The 20,780-nt window shown below is 36.1% G+C and carries 20 protein-coding genes; 7 read left to right on the top strand and 13 right to left on the bottom strand.

Annotation, left to right across the window (positions count from 1 at the left end; all coding sequences use genetic code 11):
* Positions 1-152 precede the first annotated feature (152 nt).
* On the top strand, positions 153-914 hold the full coding sequence (locus ACMAYL_RS15500; protein ID WP_158246844.1) for an outer membrane lipoprotein-sorting protein: 762 nt from the start codon (positions 153-155) through the stop codon (positions 912-914).
* A gap of 1 nt (position 915) precedes the next feature.
* Positions 916-2,199, top strand: coding sequence for a hypothetical protein (locus ACMAYL_RS15495; RefSeq protein WP_392993591.1), 1,284 nt, complete (start codon positions 916-918; stop codon positions 2,197-2,199).
* A gap of 39 nt (positions 2,200-2,238) precedes the next feature.
* Here the strand turns inward: ACMAYL_RS15495 and ACMAYL_RS15490 are convergent, their stop codons facing one another.
* The 5 genes from ACMAYL_RS15490 to trxA all read right to left on the bottom strand — a co-directional run bounded on the left by ACMAYL_RS15490 (position 2,239) and on the right by trxA (position 5,012).
* Positions 2,239-2,748 carry a biopolymer transporter ExbD gene (locus ACMAYL_RS15490; RefSeq protein ID WP_103217616.1) on the bottom strand — a complete coding sequence of 170 codons (510 nt, stop codon included), beginning with the start codon at positions 2,746-2,748 and terminating at the stop codon, positions 2,239-2,241.
* A gap of 21 nt (positions 2,749-2,769) precedes the next feature.
* Positions 2,770-3,297, bottom strand: a complete 528-nt coding sequence (locus ACMAYL_RS15485; RefSeq protein ID WP_103217617.1) for an ExbD/TolR family protein — start codon at positions 3,295-3,297, stop codon at positions 2,770-2,772.
* A 2-nt stretch (positions 3,298-3,299) separates the two neighbouring features.
* A complete protein-coding gene (locus tag ACMAYL_RS15480; protein WP_103217618.1) occupies positions 3,300-3,950 on the bottom strand; it encodes a MotA/TolQ/ExbB proton channel family protein in 651 nt (216 codons plus the stop codon).
* Between the two features lie 111 nt (positions 3,951-4,061).
* Positions 4,062-4,643, bottom strand: coding sequence for a D-sedoheptulose 7-phosphate isomerase (gene gmhA / locus ACMAYL_RS15475; RefSeq protein ID WP_103217619.1), 582 nt, complete (start codon positions 4,641-4,643; stop codon positions 4,062-4,064).
* A 45-nt stretch (positions 4,644-4,688) separates the two neighbouring features.
* Positions 4,689-5,012, bottom strand: a complete 324-nt coding sequence (gene trxA, locus ACMAYL_RS15470) for a thioredoxin (protein WP_103217620.1) — start codon at positions 5,010-5,012, stop codon at positions 4,689-4,691.
* A 196-nt stretch (positions 5,013-5,208) separates the two neighbouring features.
* Between trxA and ACMAYL_RS15465 the strand changes: the two genes are divergently transcribed.
* Entirely contained in the window at positions 5,209-5,706 is a 498-nt protein-coding gene (locus tag ACMAYL_RS15465) for an RDD family protein (RefSeq protein WP_103217621.1), read from the top strand.
* On the opposite strand, the gene ACMAYL_RS15460 is transcribed toward ACMAYL_RS15465, so the two are convergent.
* Positions 5,703-6,170 (bottom strand): GAF domain-containing protein, encoded by a 468-nt coding sequence (locus ACMAYL_RS15460; protein ID WP_392993586.1) that lies wholly within the window; start codon positions 6,168-6,170, stop codon positions 5,703-5,705. The two genes, ACMAYL_RS15465 and ACMAYL_RS15460, sit on opposite strands and share 4 nt — an antisense overlap.
* A 73-nt stretch (positions 6,171-6,243) precedes the next feature.
* Between ACMAYL_RS15460 and polA the strand changes: the two genes are divergently transcribed.
* Positions 6,244-8,898 carry a DNA polymerase I gene (gene polA / locus ACMAYL_RS15455; RefSeq protein WP_103217623.1) on the top strand — a complete coding sequence of 885 codons (2,655 nt, stop codon included), beginning with the start codon at positions 6,244-6,246 and terminating at the stop codon, positions 8,896-8,898.
* A gap of 1 nt (position 8,899) precedes the next feature.
* Here polA and ACMAYL_RS15450 read toward each other — a convergent pair whose 3' ends face one another.
* The 6 genes from ACMAYL_RS15450 to ACMAYL_RS15425 form a co-directional block, all read right to left on the bottom strand.
* Positions 8,900-9,388, bottom strand: coding sequence for a hypothetical protein (locus tag ACMAYL_RS15450; RefSeq protein ID WP_412471315.1), 489 nt, complete (start codon positions 9,386-9,388; stop codon positions 8,900-8,902).
* Entirely contained in the window at positions 9,376-12,006 is a 2,631-nt protein-coding gene (locus ACMAYL_RS15445; RefSeq protein ID WP_412471314.1) for a hypothetical protein, read from the bottom strand. Before ACMAYL_RS15445 ends, ACMAYL_RS15450 begins: the two co-directional genes overlap by 13 nt.
* A gap of 56 nt (positions 12,007-12,062) precedes the next feature.
* On the bottom strand, positions 12,063-12,590 hold the full coding sequence (locus ACMAYL_RS15440; protein ID WP_103217626.1) for a hypothetical protein: 528 nt from the start codon (positions 12,588-12,590) through the stop codon (positions 12,063-12,065).
* Between the two features lie 26 nt (positions 12,591-12,616).
* Positions 12,617-14,107 carry a hypothetical protein gene (locus ACMAYL_RS15435; protein ID WP_392993577.1) on the bottom strand — a complete coding sequence of 497 codons (1,491 nt, stop codon included), beginning with the start codon at positions 14,105-14,107 and terminating at the stop codon, positions 12,617-12,619.
* Positions 14,108-14,329: 222 nt separating this feature from the next.
* Positions 14,330-15,463: a hypothetical protein gene (locus ACMAYL_RS15430; protein WP_103217628.1), complete on the bottom strand. Its 1,134-nt coding sequence runs from the start codon at positions 15,461-15,463 to the stop codon at positions 14,330-14,332.
* A 147-nt stretch (positions 15,464-15,610) separates the two neighbouring features.
* Positions 15,611-17,347, bottom strand: coding sequence for a chloride channel protein (locus ACMAYL_RS15425; RefSeq protein WP_412471313.1), 1,737 nt, complete (start codon positions 17,345-17,347; stop codon positions 15,611-15,613).
* Between the two features lie 227 nt (positions 17,348-17,574).
* On the opposite strand from ACMAYL_RS15425, the gene groES reads away from it, so the two are divergent.
* From groES to ACMAYL_RS15410, 3 genes are all read left to right on the top strand, one after another.
* Positions 17,575-17,862 (top strand): co-chaperone GroES, encoded by a 288-nt coding sequence (gene groES, locus ACMAYL_RS15420; RefSeq protein ID WP_103217630.1) that lies wholly within the window; start codon positions 17,575-17,577, stop codon positions 17,860-17,862.
* A 31-nt stretch (positions 17,863-17,893) separates the two neighbouring features.
* A complete protein-coding gene (groL, locus tag ACMAYL_RS15415) occupies positions 17,894-19,531 on the top strand; it encodes a chaperonin GroEL (RefSeq protein ID WP_103217631.1) in 1,638 nt (545 codons plus the stop codon).
* Positions 19,532-19,884: 353 nt separating this feature from the next.
* Positions 19,885-20,292, top strand: coding sequence for a response regulator (locus tag ACMAYL_RS15410; protein WP_392993573.1), 408 nt, complete (start codon positions 19,885-19,887; stop codon positions 20,290-20,292).
* A gap of 17 nt (positions 20,293-20,309) precedes the next feature.
* Here the strand turns inward: ACMAYL_RS15410 and ACMAYL_RS15405 are convergent, their stop codons facing one another.
* Positions 20,310-20,702: a hypothetical protein gene (locus ACMAYL_RS15405; RefSeq protein WP_392993570.1), complete on the bottom strand. Its 393-nt coding sequence runs from the start codon at positions 20,700-20,702 to the stop codon at positions 20,310-20,312.
* Between the last annotated feature and the right edge of the window lie 78 nt (positions 20,703-20,780).

Genomic DNA, 20,780 nt, shown 5'->3' with positions numbered 1-20,780 from the left:
TCAAATCACTAACGCCCCTTGTTGTAAAATAAGGGGCATAATTTCAATAATTTAATGAATCCATTGTCATTATCACCAGTAAATGTTCAATCATTGTGTTGTGAATGCTACTATCTGATGGGAAAACATACCGAAAAAACACGAGGTTTCTAATGAAGATTGTTAAACTTTTATTAATGTTATTAACACTTTCTGTATTTGCTAATGATAAAGGCCTAGAGATTGCCAAAAAAATGGATCAGGCAAACAAAGGCTATATTGGTGATACATCAACGATGGAGCTTGTTTTAGTTGATTCAAGTGGTGTTGAAATTGTCCGCGAAATGCTTGGTGCTTCTGGCGAATTCAATGGTGTTGATAAGAGCTTAATGGAATTTAAAAAACCATTAGATGTTAAAGGAACGAAACTACTTACTTGGACTTGGAAAGATGAAAGAGATGATGACCAATGGTTATACCTTCCATCTTTAAAAAGAGTTAAGAAGATTAACTCTCGATCTAAAGGTAGCTCTTTCATGGGTTCTGAATTCTCATTTGAAGATATCGGTGGTCAAACAATTGAAAAGTACAATTACAAGTATCTTAAAGACGAAAAAGTTGGTGGTCAAAAGGTATGGGTTGTTGAAAGAGTGGCAAAGGCCAAAAGTTCTTATTCAAAAGTCGTACTTTACGTCTCTCAAAAGTACCTAGCTCCTGTTAAGTCGGAATACTATAACAAAAGAAATGAACATATTAAGACTTCTTCTATGGAAGATTTTAAATCTTACACTGTTGGTAAGAGAAAGATGTGGCGTGCAAATAAAATTGTTATGTTAAATCTGAACAACAAAAAACAGTCGATATTCAAATGGAAGAATAGAGTTATTGGTAAGGCCGTTAATGAAGGCGATCTTACTAAGAGGAAGTTAAAGTAAATTGAAAACGCTAATATACGGATTAATTACAGGTGCACTAACTCTATCAAGCTTACACACATTAGCTGATGGAAGAGGTGAAGTTTCGTTAAACTTTAGAGGCTATGTCGAAGATGCTACAACTCTTTTAGGAGAAGACCAGCCTAATGAATTGGCTTTCGTTAAAGTTGCCCTTGAAGACAGGGGTGATTGGAGTGGCTGGGAATATAATCTATCTCTAATTGGCCGTGCAGACGAAAAGTATCAAGATAATAGCTACGTTGATTTTAATGAGTTTAATATTGGACGTAGTTTTGGAAACTGGCAGGCTTCTGTTGGGCAGCATATGTTTATGTGGTCGCGACTTGAGGCATACCATGTTGTTGATGTCATCAACTCTCGTATTAATGATGGAAATATTGAGCGTTTTGAAAAGTTAGGTGAAACTTCTGTTGTATTAAGTCATTATACTAGTATTGGAACAATGAAGTTTATCTATATGCCTTATTTTAAGGAAGCATTCTATCCAGATTCTAAAATGCGAATCTTTGACGGGCTTAGTCCGCAAAAGCAAAATATTGTAAAAGGTAATACGATTACAAATTCCGATGAAGACAATCAATTTGATCAATTTGCTGTTTACTATGCTCATCAGTTTGGTGATTTAGATTTAACAGTATTCGCTATTGATCACATTGATCGTACAAGACCTATCTTTGCAGCAGCTTCTGTACCTGATCTTCTTGCTGGTAATATTAACGCTTACTATCTTGATGTCGTTGACTATGGTACTGCTGCTACTTACTTTTGGGGTGAGCAGACTTTTAAGTTTGAGTATCTCTACTCTGATTTTAACGTCGATGATTCGGTTTCTATTCTTGATTATACTGGTGGGCAAAGAGAAATCTTTAATTATCAATTAGCATCTATTGGCCATGAGTATACATATAATTACGATAACAATTGGAGTTCTGGTTTTTATACTGAATATCAACGTGTTCTAGGTGTAGGAAAAGATAAGAGAAGCCAAGCTCAAATTTTCCAGAATGATCTTTTCATTGGTCATCGTCTTGCTCTTAACGACGCATACTCTAATGAATTTATGTTGGGTCTTTATATCGATCTTGAAAGAGCAGGGGAGACACTTTACTACCTAAGCTATGAGCGCCGTCTAAATAATGCATGGAAGATGAAGTTGAACTTTCGTGGTGTAACTATTGGTGATGATGCAAAAGCTGACAATCGTGGACTCTATGTTCTTGATGGGGATGACGAGTTCGGAGTTACGTTAACAAGATTTTTCTAGTTTGAATAAAAAAAGGCTCCGAATGGAGCTTTTTTTATTCTACTCTTGTCCTAAAACAACGAATTTATACTGTTGAAACCCTGCCTCAGCAGCAGTGTGCATAAGCTTCTTAACATAATTATACTTAAGAGATTTATCGATTACTAAATTAACAATACCAGAGAATTTCTTAGCATTTGGAGTTGATTTAGCAATATTTTCAATCTCTGTTCTCTTCGCAACTAGCTCGTTATATAGAGGAAGAATAAGTCGTCCGCCTTGTGAGTAGAGTTGCCCTTTATATGTCTCTGTATTATGAACTTCTTTGTCATCAACCCAAATGATTTTAGGAGATACCTGAACCACAACACCTTGCTCATTAATTGACTTCGATACCGAGTTCGGAATAGTAATATCTTTTGGGATATTTAAGATCACGCCAGTAGTGTCATAACTTCTAATTAAGAAAACTAGCAGGATAACAAGAATATCAAGAAGGGAAGTGATATCAATATCAAATGGTTCCTTCTTTCTTCTGATTCCTCTATTTCTAATTGAACGATTTCTCATAATAAACCTGATTCTTTATTTCTACGATTGTGTATCGCCAAAAATAATATTGTTAAATAGCTCAAGAACTTTTACATCCTGACCATCTCTTTTTGTCCAAACCTCTGGATCTGTTTTCTTGATATCACGAACAGCATCCATAATCTTAATGAGCTCTTCATAAGAGATATTTGCATTTGGAATAAAGATAACTTCTTTCTCATCCACATATTGCTTCTTAAGATCAATTAACTTTTCTCTTAACTTAAATAGGTCGTATTCACCATCAGCTGTTTTTCCTGCTGAGAATATTCTCCTCTCATTTGGTCCAGAGTGAAGGCTGATATTACTCGCATTGATTTTAAGCGTAAGATCAAGTCTTTCTTTTTGTTGTTTTGGTGGAGTAGAGTTTGAGATAATTGGAACATCAGATCCAATTTCATAAATTCTAACGAAGTTTGCTGACATTAAAAGAAAGAAGATAAAGATGAAGACCGAATCTAAAATTGGAATTAGATTCAGTCTCTCAACTTTCTTATTCTTATATTTTCGACTCGGTTTTCTATACATAACTACTTACTTTCTTCTGTATTTAAAATATCCATTAACTTAACTGAATACTCATCAATCTCATTGATGATCTTCTCTGACTTAGAACTTAAGAATGCATGAATGATCATAATCGTGATGGCCACAAGTAGACCTAGGAAAGTCGTGTTCATCGCTTGTGAAATACCTTTTGCAAGTAGTTCTGCTTTTTGAGTTGGATCAGCAGCAGCAACGGCAGCAAATGAAGCGATTAGACCTTGGATCGTACCTAGTAGACCAAATAGTGTTGAGATATTTGCAATTAGTTGTAGGTAGTTAAGTCTTAGTTCTACTTTTGGAATAATTTCAAGAGCAGTTGCATCGATTGCATTTTGAATTTGCTCTGGCTTAGCAGAAGCTCTTTCGAGACCACTTCTTAAAACCTTAGGTAGAGCAGCACTTGATCCAGAACATACACGTGAAGCACCTTCAACATCATTTGCCATAATATAGCGACGAAGTTCATTCATAAATGAAGCTCCATCAACATCAAATTTAAAGCTTAACTTAAAGAATCTTTCTAATCCAATAGCTAGACCTACTGCCCAGATAAAGAGAATGATCCACATGAAGATCCCACCGTTTTGAAAAAAAGCAGCGATCGTGTTTACCGATGATACAGCTGTGCCTTCCATTTATAGCTCCTTAAAATTATGTACTAACTTAAGAATATTTTAACTCATATTCGCGTCAAGCACTTGATTTTAAAGACTTGGAATAAACTGCCGATTCTTATTCGTAATTCTTTAGTAATTTTGAGGGAAAACTTGTCGCTCAATTCCCTCTATGAACGTATGAATAATTTTAATATGCATTTCTTGAATACGATCAGAAAGATCAGCTTCAATAACGATAGGGAAGTCCACAAGCTCCTTCATCTTTCCACCTCCTTTTCCAAGAAGACCGACTACTTTCATCCCTTTTTCATGAGCTGATTTTACGGCCTCAAGACAATTTGGTGAATTACCTGAAGTTGAGATGGCAAGAAGGACATCTCCTTTGTGTCCATGGGCCTCAACATATTTTGAAAAGATATATTCAAAACCGTAGTCATTGGCCACACATGTGATATGAGAAGAATCTGCGATAGCAATAGCTGGCATTGCTGGGCGGTCTTTACGAAAGCGACCTGTTAGTTCTTCTGCGAAGTGCATAGCATCGCACATTGAACCACCATTTCCACAGCTAATAACACGCCCTCCATTTTTTATGGCCACAACCATTTCATTGATCGCTTTCTCCATAGTGGTGAAGTTTTCTTCGTTCGCGATAAATTTTGTTAGAGTTTCTTGTGCGTGATTAAATGCGTGGGAAATGTAATTAGACATAAATTCCTTCTCAAAAAAGAAAAGCCTCTATCGTAGAGGCTTTTATTACATAAGTTCTTCTAAAGACTTCTTAATTTCTTCTTTTGTTTGAACACCAACTAGAGTCTTAGTTGCTTGACCGTCTTTAAAGAAGATCATTGTTGGGATCCCTCTAATTCCGTATTGTTGAGCAAGCTCTCCGTTGTCATCAACGTTTACTTTTAAGATTGTTGCAGTTTCACCAATTTCTGATGCTACTTCGTCAAGTACTGGTCCAAGTGTTTTACAAGGTCCACACCATTCTGCCCAGAAATCAACTAGAACAGGCTTAGCGCTTTTTAGTACATCAGATTCAAAATTTGTTACGTCAGTTTTACCAACAGTACTCATATAATTATCCTCCAGAGCGTATGTGCTCTCTTTAGTCTCAGTATAAAGTTATATATTAAAATCCTATTTTTGGCTATTAATCAAAGTCTATTGACCGATAGACAAATTAACCATTTCTTTACTTAATATCCATTGTTTGGACTAGGTGCAAAAAATGCCTTGTTTTCTAATAAAATTCATAGGATAAGATAGTTGTATGGATAGAAAGTACCTCTTAAAATCGGCCATTAAAGTCGCTCGTTATTCACGCATCCTTGCTAAGGCAATTGACCTTTTTATTGTCGTCGTCTTATCACTATTTTTGTATCCGATTGGTATCCTTTTATCGATAGTCTATTTAACATTTGCTGATTCAATTCAAAATGGACAGTCAGTAGGGAAGAAATTTATTGGCTTTAGAGTTATCTCTTTAGTTGATGGAACGCCTTGCTCTCTAAAACAAAGTTTTATTAGAAATCTACCTTTTATTATTCCACTCGTTTTTGCCATCATTCCTGTGGCCGGTTGGTTTATGGCAGTTATCGTTGGTCTACCTATTGTTGGGATTGAATTATACCTTCTTTACAAGCTTGATTCTGGACATAGGCTAGGTGATGTTATGGCAGATACAACTGTCATGGCCAATGACGACACAATGCTTGCTATCAAAAAGCGCAAAACTAATTGGTTTGAAGATCAAGGCACGCAGGCTTAAGCAAAGACAGTATTGATAATTTCTTCTAAATTACTTTTATCAACTTCGTCAAAGCTTGCAAGTGAATCACTATCAACATCAAGAACTGCAATTAACTTTTCATTTTCGAAAACTGGTACAACTATTTCGGACTGACTCTTTGGGTCACAAGTAATGTGGTTTGCAATAGAGTGAACATCTTCAACAATTTGTGTTTCCAGTGTATGGGCGGCCGTTCCGCAAACACCTTTACCAAAAGGGATTCGAAGACAGCCAAGAGTTCCTTGATATGGACCGACAACAAGTTCTTTTTCTTTAACAGGGTCAACCATATAGAACCCGCACCAGTAATAATGAGGGAATGCTTGTTTTAAAACACAAGAAATGGTGGCCATTTTGGCAATAGTGCTGCTTTCTCCTTCACAAATAGCAAAGATATCTCTTTTTACTCTTTGATAAGTTTCAGTTTTTTGCGCATTGTCCATAACCAATTCTCCACATTAATCATTAACAGATTCAACATAATTGGCTAGATTTATAGCATAAATTGGAGATTATATGTCAAAGAAAAGATTAATCGTCGTCGACGTCAGTAACTTTATATTCCGTGCATTTTTTGCAATTCGCTCAATGAACGCCCCAGACGGTACACCTGTAAACGCAACATATGGTGTACTTTCAATGTTATTAAAAATTATGGCAAATTATAGGCCAACACATATGCTTCTTGCTCGTGATACATCGGGCGGATCTTTTAGAAATGAACTTTACGATCAGTACAAGGCCAATCGTTCAGAACCACCTGAAGAACTTGTTCCACAATTTGCTCTTATTAAAGAACTTATCGATAAGATGGGGCTTTTAAATGTTGCGAATGAAACATATGAAGCCGACGACATTATCGGCTCAACTGTTGTTCAATGGAAAAATGACTTTGATGAAATCTTAATTGCTTCAGGTGATAAGGACCTTATGCAATTTGTCGGCGACAATATCAAGATGCTCGATACGATGAAAGACGTTATCTACGATGAGAAGGGTGTCTTTGAAAAGATGGGCGTTCGTCCAGATCAAATCGTTGATTACTTATCAATGGTTGGAGATACATCGGATAATATTCCTGGAATGCGTGGGATTGGTGCAAAGGGAGCAGCAAAACTACTTGCAGAGCACGGAACACTTGAGAAGTGTTTTGAAGTGTCAGATACGTTTAAAGGTAAAAAATTAATTACAGCTTTTACTGAGCACGTTGAAGATGCAAAGCTTTCAAAAGAGTTAATTAAAATCGTTACTGATATAGATTTAGAATGTAAATCAGAAGATTCTGAAGTTAAATTTTATCCATCAGAAGAACTTCTAACTTTCCTAAAAGATCTTGGTATGAATTCAATGATCAAGAGAATGGAAGACCTTAAGTATCAACTTTCAATTGCTGATGGCGAGGAAGGGGAAGAAGAAATCGCATCTCCTTTCGAACATAAAGTGGTTACTCTTGATGAGTTAAAAGTACTTATAAAGGATCAAACTGCACTTGCTGTACAAACAGAATTTGATAGCGATGATATTCATGCACGAAACTTAATCGCAATAAGTGTTTCTTTCGATGATAACAACTCATATTTCTTAGAAGTAAATGAAGCTAATGAAAAAGAAGTTATCGAACTCATTTGGGGTGATGATAAAAGAGAAGTTTATAGCGAACATTCAAAGAGAGATTATTCACATATTCTACGTCGCGGCCTAGTGTTTAAGGCCCACAACTTTGATATTACTCAGGCTCACTATAACGTAAGTCCTAGTATGAGACATAATATTGAAGTGATCGCTTCAAATGTAAACGTTAAAGTATCTGAGCTAGATAAGAAAACGCCATTTATTACTTCACTTGAAAATAATGAAGCTAAGGCTTCTTATACAGGACTTCGCTCAATTGCTATTTTTAGATTAGCTTCTCAGTTAAAAGAAGAGCTTAAAGAAAAAGAATTAGTAAGCGTTTACGAAGATATTGATAATAAACTTATCCCAATCTTAGCTGAAATGGAATTTGAGGGCGTGCACTTAAATAAAGAATATCTTTATGAAATGGCCGAAGAACTTCAAGTGTCATTAGAGAAGATTCAAAAGAAAGTTGATTCTTATTCAATGAATGACACAATCAATTTAAATTCACCAAAACAAGTTGGAGAGTTTTTATTTAATGAATTATCGTTTCCTGTTGTTAAGAAAACAAAGACAGGATATTCAACAGACTCTTCAGTACTAGAAGAACTTGATGCTAAAAATATCAATGAAGTCCCTGGACTTATCCTTCAGTATCGTGAGTTAGGAAAAATTCTTTCTACATATGTGAAGGCCCTTCCTGAAATTGTTAATAAGAAAACTGGAAAAGTTCACACTAGCTTTAACCAGCACGTTGCTCAAACGGGACGTCTTTCAAGTGTGAATCCAAACCTACAAAATATTCCAATTCGTTCAGAAACGGGACGTCTTGTTAGAAAGGCATTCATTGCTACACCTGGTAATTTACTACTTGCAGCCGACTATTCTCAAGTAGAACTTAGAATTCTTGCTCACTATAGTGAAGATCCAACAATGATTAAGGCCTTTAACGAAGACAAGGATATTCACGCGCAAACAGCAAGTGAAATTAACGGCGTTGCACTTTCTGATGTAACAAGTGATGAACGCTCAAAAGCTAAGGCCGTTAACTTTGGTCTAATGTATGGGCAGTCTTCATTTGGTTTAGCGTCGGCCCTCAAGATTTCTAGAAAGGATGCAAAAGCATATATTGAAAAATATTTTGAAAGATTCTCAAAAATTAAAGGCTTCTTAGATGGCCTAAAAGAAGACGCAGAGAAAACTGGTTATTCAATCACAATGTATGGCAGAAAGAGATTCCTTCCTGATATTCATTCTAATAATCGTACGATAAAAGCAAATGCTGAGAGAATGGCGATTAACTCACCAATTCAAGGGACAGCTGCTGATATCATTAAATGTGCAATGATTAATATCGATGCGGAAATGAAAAAACGTGGCCTAAAGTCAAAGATGATTCTCCAGGTACACGATGAGCTTATTTTTGACGTACTTGAATCTGAGCTTGAAGAGATGAAGACACTCGTAAAAGAAGGGATGGAGAATGTTGTAGAACTTAAGGTTCCACTAAAAGTTGACCCAGCCTTTGGCGTAAACTGGTACGATCTAAAGTAAGTTAAAATAATTGCGCAGTATATATTTCCTCTCCACAGTAGATAAGCTCTGGGGAGGAAAATGTATCTGCATATCCTCTTTTAAAAAATATAATGGCATCATGCTTATTCGGGCATAAATCTTTGTAAAGTAATTTTTTGATTTCAGTAGAACGACTTGAGACTAGATCGTAGGGAGAGTTGTAGTCGATAGTAATATATTCTTCTGTATAAAGATAAGTAATAAATTCATCGAGAGGTAATTTCTTATCTGCATGAAGATAAGTTGTTATATTGTTAAAAATAAATGTAGAATTCACGGAGTCTGAAAAACACTCATCGCAAATCTCTTCTCGAAGAATATCAGAGTTTTGGCCATCTAGACATCCGATAGAATCACATTCTAAGTGTAACTCCTTTATAAAATCCGAAGTCCATACAATGTTAATGTTTAAGGCATAAGTACTTAGGGTTGATACTAGAATTGATAATATTAATATTATTTTTCGCATGATGAAAATAACCTCGCAAAATTTTGCTCAACCCTAACGGTTAATTCATTTTTACATTCTCTAACTTTAAACTTGTAACCATTAACGACACGCTTTGAAGCAGTAATTGTGAAATTTTGGTCTAATACTTTTTCAACTGCCATTTTTTCATCCTGGTTACTTAAGCAATGATTACCATTTAGTAGACTTGATCGGCAGCTCTTAGGTATCTCACCAAAACGTTGATATGTAGTCTTTAGCTTATCTAAATCAAGCTCCCATCTACGAGGGATATTATCAAAGTCGGTCAGACCCTTGTATAAACTATATATTGCTCTTGCAACATAGAAGAAAGGGCCAAGCTTTGAATTAAAATAAGTTAGTGTATTTGATATCCCTTCAAAATTGATTCGACAAGCAGCACATGCAGCTCGACGACTAGGATCTTTTGAAGAAATATCTGAACCACTGTTGGCGATAATATCTCCGCCACTTCGATCAAAACAGGTGCCTACAGATATTCCTCTGAAATGATATAGGTTAGTAGGACTCTTTGTACTACCTGTAATTGATATTGCACAAGGGACTCCGATAAGTGGGCCAAACTCAGTTATTAGTTCAACATTAACTTTTGTTTTTTCATAATCTTTATTAAATTCAATTTGCCCGTCTTTGATCATTTTATTAAATGAGGTTACATATCCTGGCGTTAAACTTACTCGCGTATACAGAACACCTGGAGTAAACCAACTCATAAGACCTTGGCCAATATCTGAAACAAATTGAGTCATAACTTGTTTCGTTTTAAAATATGGATCATATACCTTACACGAAACTCGATCAGCATAAGGGTTAAATAAATCTGCAGAAGCTTGAGAGAATTTTGCTTTCCAGAACAGATCTCCATAGTAACTAGCACGAGAAGTTTCAATAATATTGATAATTGATTTTCTTAAACAATGACTTATTGATCGACAGATAATATCGCCATTTTCATAAGTAATAAAATCTTGTGAAAGAGCATCACTTTCATAGTGCTTTTCAGGGAATGTCTCAAAAGTTTTTGCTGCACGTGTCTTGTCGATATACCACTGGTGAAAACCTTCATATTCTATATCAAATTCATTATTCCAAATATTTTTTTGATCAAGACTTTTGCAAAAGGCACGTGTTTCATCCATAAGGGACTTGTAATAATCGATAACTTCATCATAAGGTTTTTTTGAAAAGATAAGATCGAGATTGTCGATAAGATCTGTACCTTTAAGGCCTTCAATATGCTTCTTTGTGAAACTAAAGACATCATCTGAAATGACTGAGGCTTCTGCGCATAAGTAGTAAAGATCATTCTTGATCGTATTTCCATCGAGGTTACGAAAGTAAAATGCAAGTTGGTCTTGAACTTCTTCGGCCCTTAAACGATTCCTTACTAATGTGAAGAAAGTTAATGAGTCAATTAGTTTGTTTTTTACATAGTTCTTAGTTTGAGTTTGATTTTTAAATATATGCTCGATCCATTTGTCAGCATCGTCATATGATCCAATATCGAGAATATCTTTATTAACGCTAGCAAAAGGATCTTTGAGAAGATCGTTTTGTACTCCCTCTGAAATCGGGGCGAGGATATCGAGTTCAAGTGCATCTTTTTCAAAATTCTTACGAGAAAATTCTCTAAATGAGTTTTCTGCGAGTCTCTTATTATTACAAGCGGGAATCATATCACTCTTACATCCACTCGGTGAGAAGAGGATATAGTCTTGTGTATTTGAATTTCTGATGATTTGTTCGTATTTAGAATTCTCAACTTTCAAGTTCTTCATTGCCCATGCAAAATAGAGCTTCATTGAATTCCAGTAGTCAAAGCCAATATCTTTTTCCCAATATTTTTCTTTGATTCCTTTTATATCAAATTGATAGCCAGATACTTGAAGATTATCAATTTGATCGATATCCTCAAGGCGACAATCAGTTACCCTTTCGTCTATGTCTAGCAGCTCTTGTGCGATTCGATTTAAGTCTTGAACCGAGGGTTTTTGACCAAAGAGATTCGCCTGTAGAGGACCGAATTTCTTTATTCTAATACACTTAAAAGTTTCATCATCATTGATATATTTTTTCTGAATATAGTTATTATCTTCAAAACTGTCATAGAGACGATGTTTTAACTTATGCGAGTTTGTCCATAGTACGTCCATATAATTATTAAGTTTCGGACACTCTAGTTTTCCATAGCACTCTTTCAATATTCGTTGATACTTAACTGGGATGTTATTTTCACTATCTAAGTAGGGGAGTAGAGGGAGTTCTTGATGAATAAGTTTTTGATGGATTTCATAGATAAGTCGAGTGACTTTATTTCGATAGTCTCTAATAAGCTCTTTTACAACTACCGTCTTATCCTGTCCCGTTCGATTTGCAAGTCGATAAGCAGCTTTTGCAGGAATAGTATTATTTAAAAAGATAAATATTGAAGTTGTTGGTTTTTTTGAATCAATTGCACAAGAGGCACGGTTGTTTAAGTCTATTGTTGTTAACGGTGTGATTAAATTATTTAATTCTTGATGTTGCCAATCATGCCATTTGATTTTTGCATGGGCCGTAAACGTAATTAAAAATAGAAATAAAAAACCTCTCATCATAGAGAGGTTTTATAATTTTGAATTAATCTTAACAATTAAAGAAAAGCTTAAGTTTTTTAGCTTCCGCTATTTCCATTACAGTTGCTTGATTTACCAATGATTGTTGTATAGAAAAGAATCATTGCTTCATCAGCAGGAGTGAAGCCACGGCGTGTATTACCATCTGTGTCAAGTAGGCCATACATATAACGGTTAATAGCAATATAAACAGACTTAGGTACTTTAATACGTTGAGTACACTTACCGTTGTAGTATCTAACATTAACTCCCCAGTATTCTCCGTTAATTTGTCCACCGTATCCTCCAGTGTAGATATTAACTCCACTTCCAGCTTGTTGATTCATGCCTTCGCCAATATTGAATCCAACTTCAAAACCAGCAAATTTGTTTTCAGTAGAAAAAAGAGTACATTCTCCTTTTCGACACGAAACTTTAATGTCTTGTTCTATTCTTAGTAGGATTTCTTCATTTGAAAATTTCTCAAATTCAAATTGGTCCTCTCCACTCCCAAACATATCGTCAACATCATTTGCGAAAGTCGTGCTTGTAAACATTAATAATAAAATCATCAGTAATTTTCTCATTGTTTCCCCTTTGCTAAATATAGCGACTAAAAATCAATATCCCCAAAATCATCATCACTGTCATCGTCCGTTGGGTCCTTCCCTGGAGGAGTACAAGTAAAATATGGTGCTTTGTATTCGTTTGTTGTCTTGTTATCTTGAACATTACTTATTTTTTGGTATTCAAGGACTTCTGAAAGCAGCTCTCCAGTCTTTTCATCTTTCGTTATCTTGAATTTTAATTTCAGTCTTAGCTTGTGATCTTTCATTAAGACACATGATCCCTCGATACAGTAGTCTGAAAAGTATGGTGGCCAAACTGGGTCGTCGAATACACGGCTAATTGAATTAACAGTATTCATTACACCTAAGTGGCTATTCCCAGTAAATTTAATCGTATCAAATACTGGATAAGTCGGTAGTGTCTTTAAAACTTCAACTTTTGCAAATGGTGAAATTTCACCAATTGTTCGTCCTTCTCTATTAATAGAAGGTATTGTTGTCGGTCTCAAAGTTAGGCGTGATTTAATACGGCCCTTGAACATCATAAAATTATATTCTTGATCATCGAGGATTACTTCTAGTTCATAATTCTTTCCAATCTCAAAATAATTAGAAGTAATTTGCGTACCAATTCCGTTTATTAGGCCTGTCCAGTTTGCTGGTGCGATACCTCCATCAAACCAAGAAGTTACATAGTGTTTTTTACCATTGCCAGCTAGCTGAGTAAGAACAAATTCTGCGGCTACTGGTTGCGTATAATTACAAGGTGCCGTACATAGCTTCCCTGGTTCGCACTTTTTCTCACATGTATTTCTTACAAATAACGGTACTCCGAAGTAGGCACTGTTTTTAGCATCTGCTGAAGTTGTTAAGTATAGTTGTCCCAGTTGAATATCGTTTACAGGCCACTTTGTTGGAAACTTTGGCTCTTCCGGTGTAACTGTTTTATTTACCGTTAATAATCCTTCTGGTGATTGGTTTACTCTTAATTTAAAGTCATTAATATATTTTAGTTCAGTTGATCGTCCTGTTGCATCTCCTGAAACATAGACACCAATTGAAGCTAATATATCTTGAAGCTCAAATTCATTTTCTGTGTAAAAATCTTTTGTTAAACAAGCTTCGTTAATAATAGGTTTAATAATATAGGCAGAGTCAGTTTTTGGTTTGAAGAAACAGTAGTAACCTTGAAACCTAGCTGAGTTTTCATCAATTCTTGTTACTTTACAACCTGATTGTGATTTTGGGAAATCGATACCTGTTGCTGATACGTCATTCACTTCAAACTCTAAACAGCGATTCATAATTCGACGACGACCTAATAATCGTTGTTCTCTTTCATCTTTGGTTGTTCCATATGTATTTTCAAGATTTTCAATTCGGCAAAAATCTTTTGAACCATATGTAACACTATCGTTAATACTGTATGTTAGAAATTTATCTGTTAGAACGTAATTTTCTATACCAACTGTAATCATTGTATAGTGATTGTTTGTTGCCGCCGTCATACAGTTGGAAGCTAGTATGTTTGGCATATCATCTTTTTTTACCCCAGCCTCATCATAGATATACAGACCTTTACTGAGTGGAGAAATCGAAATGTTAATATTCTTTGGTGCCGATGCAATTAAGCAGGCAAGAGTATTAAATGTTAAAAATAATAGTATTAAGCCCCTGTAAATCATTTTTCCCCCGCACATCTCTTCACTTAGTAAAGGCAGGGTGGAAAACCACCCTGCAGTATTTAAAAATTGAGATTAGTATCCGTAGTCGTGATCGTGACCTTGGATGTTAGTGATAGCTGTATCAGTACAGATGTTTGCAGCTTGCATTTTCCATCTTCTGAATTTATCAACTGTTTTGTTTGCATATCTTGCATTCTCTTCGAATTCGTAACGAACAACACAACCTCTTAGGTCAGCTGCTGCATAACGCTTGAAGAATTCAACAACAGAGTTTGAAGATAGGTCGATTTGAGCAGAAGGGTTTCCTGATCCACCGTAAACTTGAACGAAGTCACCATCTTTGTCTTTACAGAAAATTCCTGATTTAACAGCAAGTTGAGCTGCTGATTGGTAACTTTCTTCTGACCAGATAACGTCATCTTCGTTTAGATCCCAGTCACCGTTAGTGTTAGAACCTGCGATGTCTGTTACTGTAACTTTTCTTTCGAATTTGTACAGTGGGTTGTCGATGCTACCAAATGACTCTGGCATACCTACTACATAGTCATCTCTGATTTCTTCAGGTACGATGAAATCAAATCTGTCTTCTGAAGACTCTGCTAGGTAGTCTGGTCTTTGACCGTAGTCAATTTGTGTTGCACGGAAACAGATATCAACAAAGTACTTCGCACCATACATTTCTGAACCTAGGTTGAATGATAGTTCTTTAAGTCTCTTGTTGAATTGCTCGTTGTAAGAAAGTAGGCTGTGGTAGTCATACTCACCAGCTGTTTTCTCAAGCGAGAAGCTGTGGTGAGAACGATCTCCGTGATCAGTCCATTTTGTGATTTTACCACGTACTGTATCTAGAGTATTTTCATTTCTTCCATCTAGATCACCAGCACATACGCAATCACAATTTGTTCCATCTGGTCCACAGTCTTGGCCACCGCCATTTGAGCCACCGTAACCGCCGTTACCACCTTCAGCGATAAGTCCTTCTAGGAAAGGATAACCACCATGGCCACCTCTTGATCCTGGATCACATGATCTTAAAGTTTTTGGGTTGTAGCAGAAAACACCTCTGTGCTTTTTGTGCTTTAAACCAGCGTTACATGGATAGATTGATGCTCCCGAAGAATAAACATCAAAGTCGAATTGAACTCTCGCCGCTTGCGTCGAGAAGGCTCCCATAAAAAGAGCCGAAGCTAGTAGTAATTTTTTCATTACCCTCTCCTTTTTAGTTAGGTTGTTAGACAAAAAATATTGATGACAAATTTGTAACAACCGATTTTTTGAAAGTCGAGAGGGGTCAAGGGTGGAAGGCCTGAATTTGTACTTAATTAACCGGCTTTTAAGAAAAGGTTAACTGATTTAATCATTTTCTTTCGATTCTGTGATTTGATAACCGAATTGTTTTACAATATCTTTCGGCGTAAGAATTCCAATGATTCTTTTTTCGTCAAGTCTCGAAACGACCGGTAGACGGGAGATTTGGAACCTTTTTAATCTGTGAAGAGCGATGTATAAACTTTGATCTGGATAGATTTTTATAATTTTTTTCTCGCAACAATGTTCTATTTTTACGTCACCATTTCCTTTTGCAAGTTGTACTCTTAGCTCTGATGTTGACATCATTCCAAGCAGTCTTCCATTTTTTAAAACGGGAAAACCTTGAAGATCAGGATTGTATTTTTGAATGTCTTTTAGTGTTTCATTTACTGTTAAAGTCGCACCGTAAGTTACAATATCTTTTATCATTGCATCTTCAACATGAAGTTGATCAAGTACTTCGAGGTCGTCACGTGTAGGTAAGTGAATACCATCTTGTGCAGAGATTTGTTCGTAGATTGATTCGTTTTCTGTTGGTTTTGAAGAGAGCATATAAGCAATAATATTTGCAATCATTAATGGCAGGATAATATTGTAGTCTCTTGTTAATTCAAACACGATTAAGATAGAAGTAAACGGAGCGCGAATAACTGTAACAAAGAAAGCTCCCATTCCTACTAGCGCATATGCACCCGTGTTCGTTGTAATCTCTGGAAAGAAAACACTTGCTAGTGAACCAATTAAACTTCCTAATGTTGCTCCCATTAAAAGTGTTGGCATGAAAAGACCACCTGAAATTCCTGCCGAATAACAAAGGGAAGTCGCAAGAAACTTCAAACAAAACATTAGAAATAAAACTTTTGGATCGAGTATTAGTGAAAGCAATGTGTCTTCTAAAGTTCCATGTCCACTTCCAATGACACTTGAATGTACCTGAGTCATTAGTGCAATAATGAGAAAAACAATCATCATATAAGTAAGCTTATGACTCTTCATATGTTTTCGATTGAATTCTCTAAATGCTAAAACCGACTTCATCCAAAGAGGGCCAATAAAAGCACAGCTAATTCCAATTAATAAATAGAAAAGTAGTTCACGATGGTCGTGCATCTTATAGTAAAGCTGCTCAAACATATGATGTTGGCCAGTTAGCATCTGTCCAGTGATTGAGGCTACAACTGAAGAAATAACAATTGAACCAAGAACTTTTGCGTTGAGGTCACCAACAACTTCTTCTAATGTAAAAACCACTGCTGATATCGGAGTTGCAAATGCTGCTGCAATACCACCAGCTGCACCAACTGCAACAAGGGCCTTCACTCTCTTTTTAGAGATATGAAATGAGTAGCCAAGCCATGAGGCAACACCTGAGGCGATAGTAACTGTTGGACCTTCTCTTCCTAGAGAGACACCAGAGCCTAGAGCAAGCAGAGTTGTTACTGCTTTTGCAAATGTATCTTTTAAACTGATTCTTCCGTGATCAACGACTAAGGCCGCACGAACTTTTGGGATTCCCGAACCTTCAGAGAATGGAAATCTACGAGTCGTTAGCCAACCAGAAATAAAAAGGGCGATTCCACCAAGAATTACGGATTGCCATGTAAATGTAGTATCTGTTTTGAGGATATGTTGAATCCAGTGAACACCTTTTTGAAGACCAACGGCGATAAGAGCTGATGAAACACCTGTAATGAGCGTAAGGACAAAAAATGTTCTCTCTTCTGCAGTCTCATTTTGCAGGAATTTACCTAAAAGTTTTTCATTAAACTTTAGTTTCATATGCTGTTTATCGGAGCGACTCCTTATAAAGATAAGTTAACTGACTAATTTTTCGCAATATCTCACAATTTTAACCTTACGGGAAGAGAAATTTTGCTTTGCGCCAATATAAATGTGAAAAAATATGATTTTTTCTAAGTGGCAGACCTTGACATGTATCCGTTCACTCCCAATTTATGTATAAACATACGTGAAATAAATAAAAAATGTATTTAACTGGAGGATTTATGCAAGTTAAACCATTACAAGATAGAGTTCTAATCAAAAGAATTGAAAACGAAACAAAGACAGCTGGTGGTATCTACATTCCAGATAACAACTCAGAAAAACCAAGTGAAGGTGAAGTTATTGCTGTTGGGCCAGGATACCGTCTAGACAATGGTTCTGTTGCAGAACTTGCTGTTAAAGAAGGTGATAAGGTTCTTTTTGGAAAATACGCTGGAAGTGAAGTAAAGCTTGATGGTGTTGAGTATCTAATCATGAAAGAATCAGATATTTTAGGAATTTTAGTTTAATCAAATTGATTAATATACAGGAGATAAAAAGATGGCAAAAGAATTAAAGTATTCAGAAGAAGCTAGAGGACTAATCCTTGAAGGTGTTAATCAACTTGCAAATGCAGTTAGAGTAACTCTTGGACCAAAGGGGAGAAACGTAGTAATCCAAAAATCATTTGGTGCTCCACACATCACAAAAGATGGTGTTTCTGTTGCAAAAGAAATCGAATTAGAAAATAACTTTCAAAATATGGGCGCTCAAATGGTTAAAGAAGTTGCTCAAAAGACTAACGAAGACGCAGGTGATGGTACAACTACTGCAACTGTTCTTGCTCAAGCAATCTATACGGAAGGTGCTAAGCTTGTAACTGCTGGTCACAATCCAATGGATCTTAAAAGAGGAATCGATACTGCTGTTGAGAAAATCGTTTCTGAATTAAGAGCTGTTGCAAAAGAAATCAAGACTAACGAAGAAATTGAACAAGTTGGTACAATCTCAGCTAACAATGACAATGAAATCGGAAAACTTCTAGCGGAAGCGATGGATAAAGTTGGTAAAGATGGTGTTATTACTATTGAAGAGTCAAAAACAGCTGAAACAACATTAGATGTTGTAGAAGGTATGCAATTTGACCGCGGTTACCTATCTCCATACTTTGTAACTAACTCAGAGAAAATGGAAGTTTCTTTTGATAATGCAAATATCCTAATCACTGATAAGAAAGTTTCTAACATGAAGGAACTTCTTCCAATCCTTGAAAAAGCTGTTCAGACTTCAAGACCACTTTTAATCATCGCTGAAGATGTTGAAGGTGAGGCAATTACAACTCTTGTTGTTAATAAGCTAAGAGGAACTCTGAATGTTGCAGCTGTAAAAGCTCCAGGATTCGGTGATAGAAGAAAAGAAATGCTTAAAGATATCGCAGCACTTACTGGTGGTACTGTAATTTCTGAAGAACTAGGAATGAGCCTTGAGACAGCTGCTCTTGAGCACTTAGGTTCGGCTAAGAAAATTTCAATTGATAAAGAAAATACAACTATCGTAGATGGTGCTGGTGATGTAGCTGCTGTTGAAGCACGTGTTAACCAAATTAAAGCACAAATTGCAGAAACAACTTCTGACTATGACAGAGAGAAACTACAAGAAAGACTTGCTAAGCTTTCTGGTGGTGTTGCAGTTGTTAACGTTGGTGCTCCAACTGAAACTGAAATGAAAGAAAAGAAAGACCGTGTTGAAGATGCACTAAACGCAACAAGAGCTGCTGTTGAAGAAGGTATTGTTGTTGGTGGTGGTTCTGCTCTTGTTAAAGCTGCTCAAGTTCTTGCAGATCTTAAAGCAAATAGAGAAGAAGAAATGCACGGAATTAAAATCGTTCAAAGAGCTGTTGAAGCTCCTCTTAGACAAATTGCTACAAACGCAGGACTTGAAGGTTCTGTTGTTGTTAACGAAGTTAAGAAGAACGAAGATGCAAAATATGGTTTCAACGCTCGTGATGAGAGATATGAAGACCTAATCGCTGCTGGTATTATTGATCCAGTTAAGGTTACTCGCTCAGCACTTCAAAATGCTGCTTCAGTTGCAGGACTTATGCTTACAACTGAAACAATGATTGCTGATATTCCTAAGGAAGACGGTCCAGCGATGCCTCCAATGGGTGGAATGGGCGGAATGCCTGGTATGATGTAACCCGCAGCATCTTAGCGAAGCTAAGATTTGATGCGGGGTAGGCGCCCATCTTTTGGAATGCCTATCTCATCAAGAGGTGAGCATTTATGCTCACCGGTTTGCCCCAGCGCGAGGGGACTCACTTAAGTAAAAATAAGCCTGCTTTTATGCAGGCTTTTTTTTATATTACTACTTGCTTCTTTGAGAGTGACTAGTTAAAAGCCAACTCTTCAAGGCGCCTATTTTCAAACCCATCCTATTTAAGGACTCTAGTTTTCAATGCTTTACACCGCTTATCTTAAGCAAATAAAGAATTTTCATTGGATTCCGATATAATATTTATTACGAAAGAGTTCACTTTAAGGGGAAAGTTCATGGAGTATTCAAGTATAAAAGCACTTGTTGTTGATGATCTCGATTATATTAGAAAATCAGTTAAAAGTATTTTGAATGATATTGGAGTAGAGAATATTAATGAAGCTGTTGATGGTATTTCGGCACTTCGAAAAGTAATCGAAGCCCATGAAAGTGGCTCTCCCTATCAAATAGTTTTTTGTGATGTGCATATGCCAAACTGTGATGGACTTGATTTTCTCTTTCAACTTAGAGCTGATGAAAGGATGGCCGACTTGCCTGTCGTTATGGTTAGTTCTGAAAATTCTATTGCAATCATTAGAAGAACAATTGAATTAGGTGCAAATAATTACTTACTCAAACCTTTTTCCGCAACAGTATTAGAAGATAAAATGAAATCTGTTTTAAATATAGAAGCGGCCGTTTAGGCCGCTATGATTTATTCTTACTGATCTTGTTTTCTTAATTCGTAACTGATGTCACTAAAGTTGCGATTCACACAACTTACGAAAGAGTAGCTAACGCCTCTTCCAATATTCATACAGTGGCTCAGAAACATTCCTAATTCACTTTCAATTCTTCTGAAATTATTGTTTACACAACTTTCAAATGAGAAGCTTAAGTCATCACCAAAGTTGCTGCAATATTGTAAGAATAGATTTGGTACTTCGAATTCTGCTCGTCTAAAGTTTGAATTAATACAACTTGTGAATGAATAGCTTACTTTGTCTCCAAAATTAGAACAGTGTGATGGAAAATATGCTTCTTGTTCACTTGATGCACTAACATTTAGAATAGTAAAAAATAAAAATACAATCGTAACTAAAGCTGATTTCATAATTCCTCCCTAAGTTTTATGAATAATATTATTTTATGCAGCTTTTTAAAGGATGTGCAACCAAAGTGTCTAACGCAA

Origin of the sequence: Halobacteriovorax sp. RT-2-4 (assembly GCF_047085445.1) — a bacterium.
Taxonomy (GTDB): Bacteria; Bdellovibrionota; Bacteriovoracia; order Bacteriovoracales; family Bacteriovoracaceae; genus Halobacteriovorax_A.
Note: the sequence above shows the minus strand (reverse complement) of the source record. Positions and strands in the feature narration are given on the sequence as shown.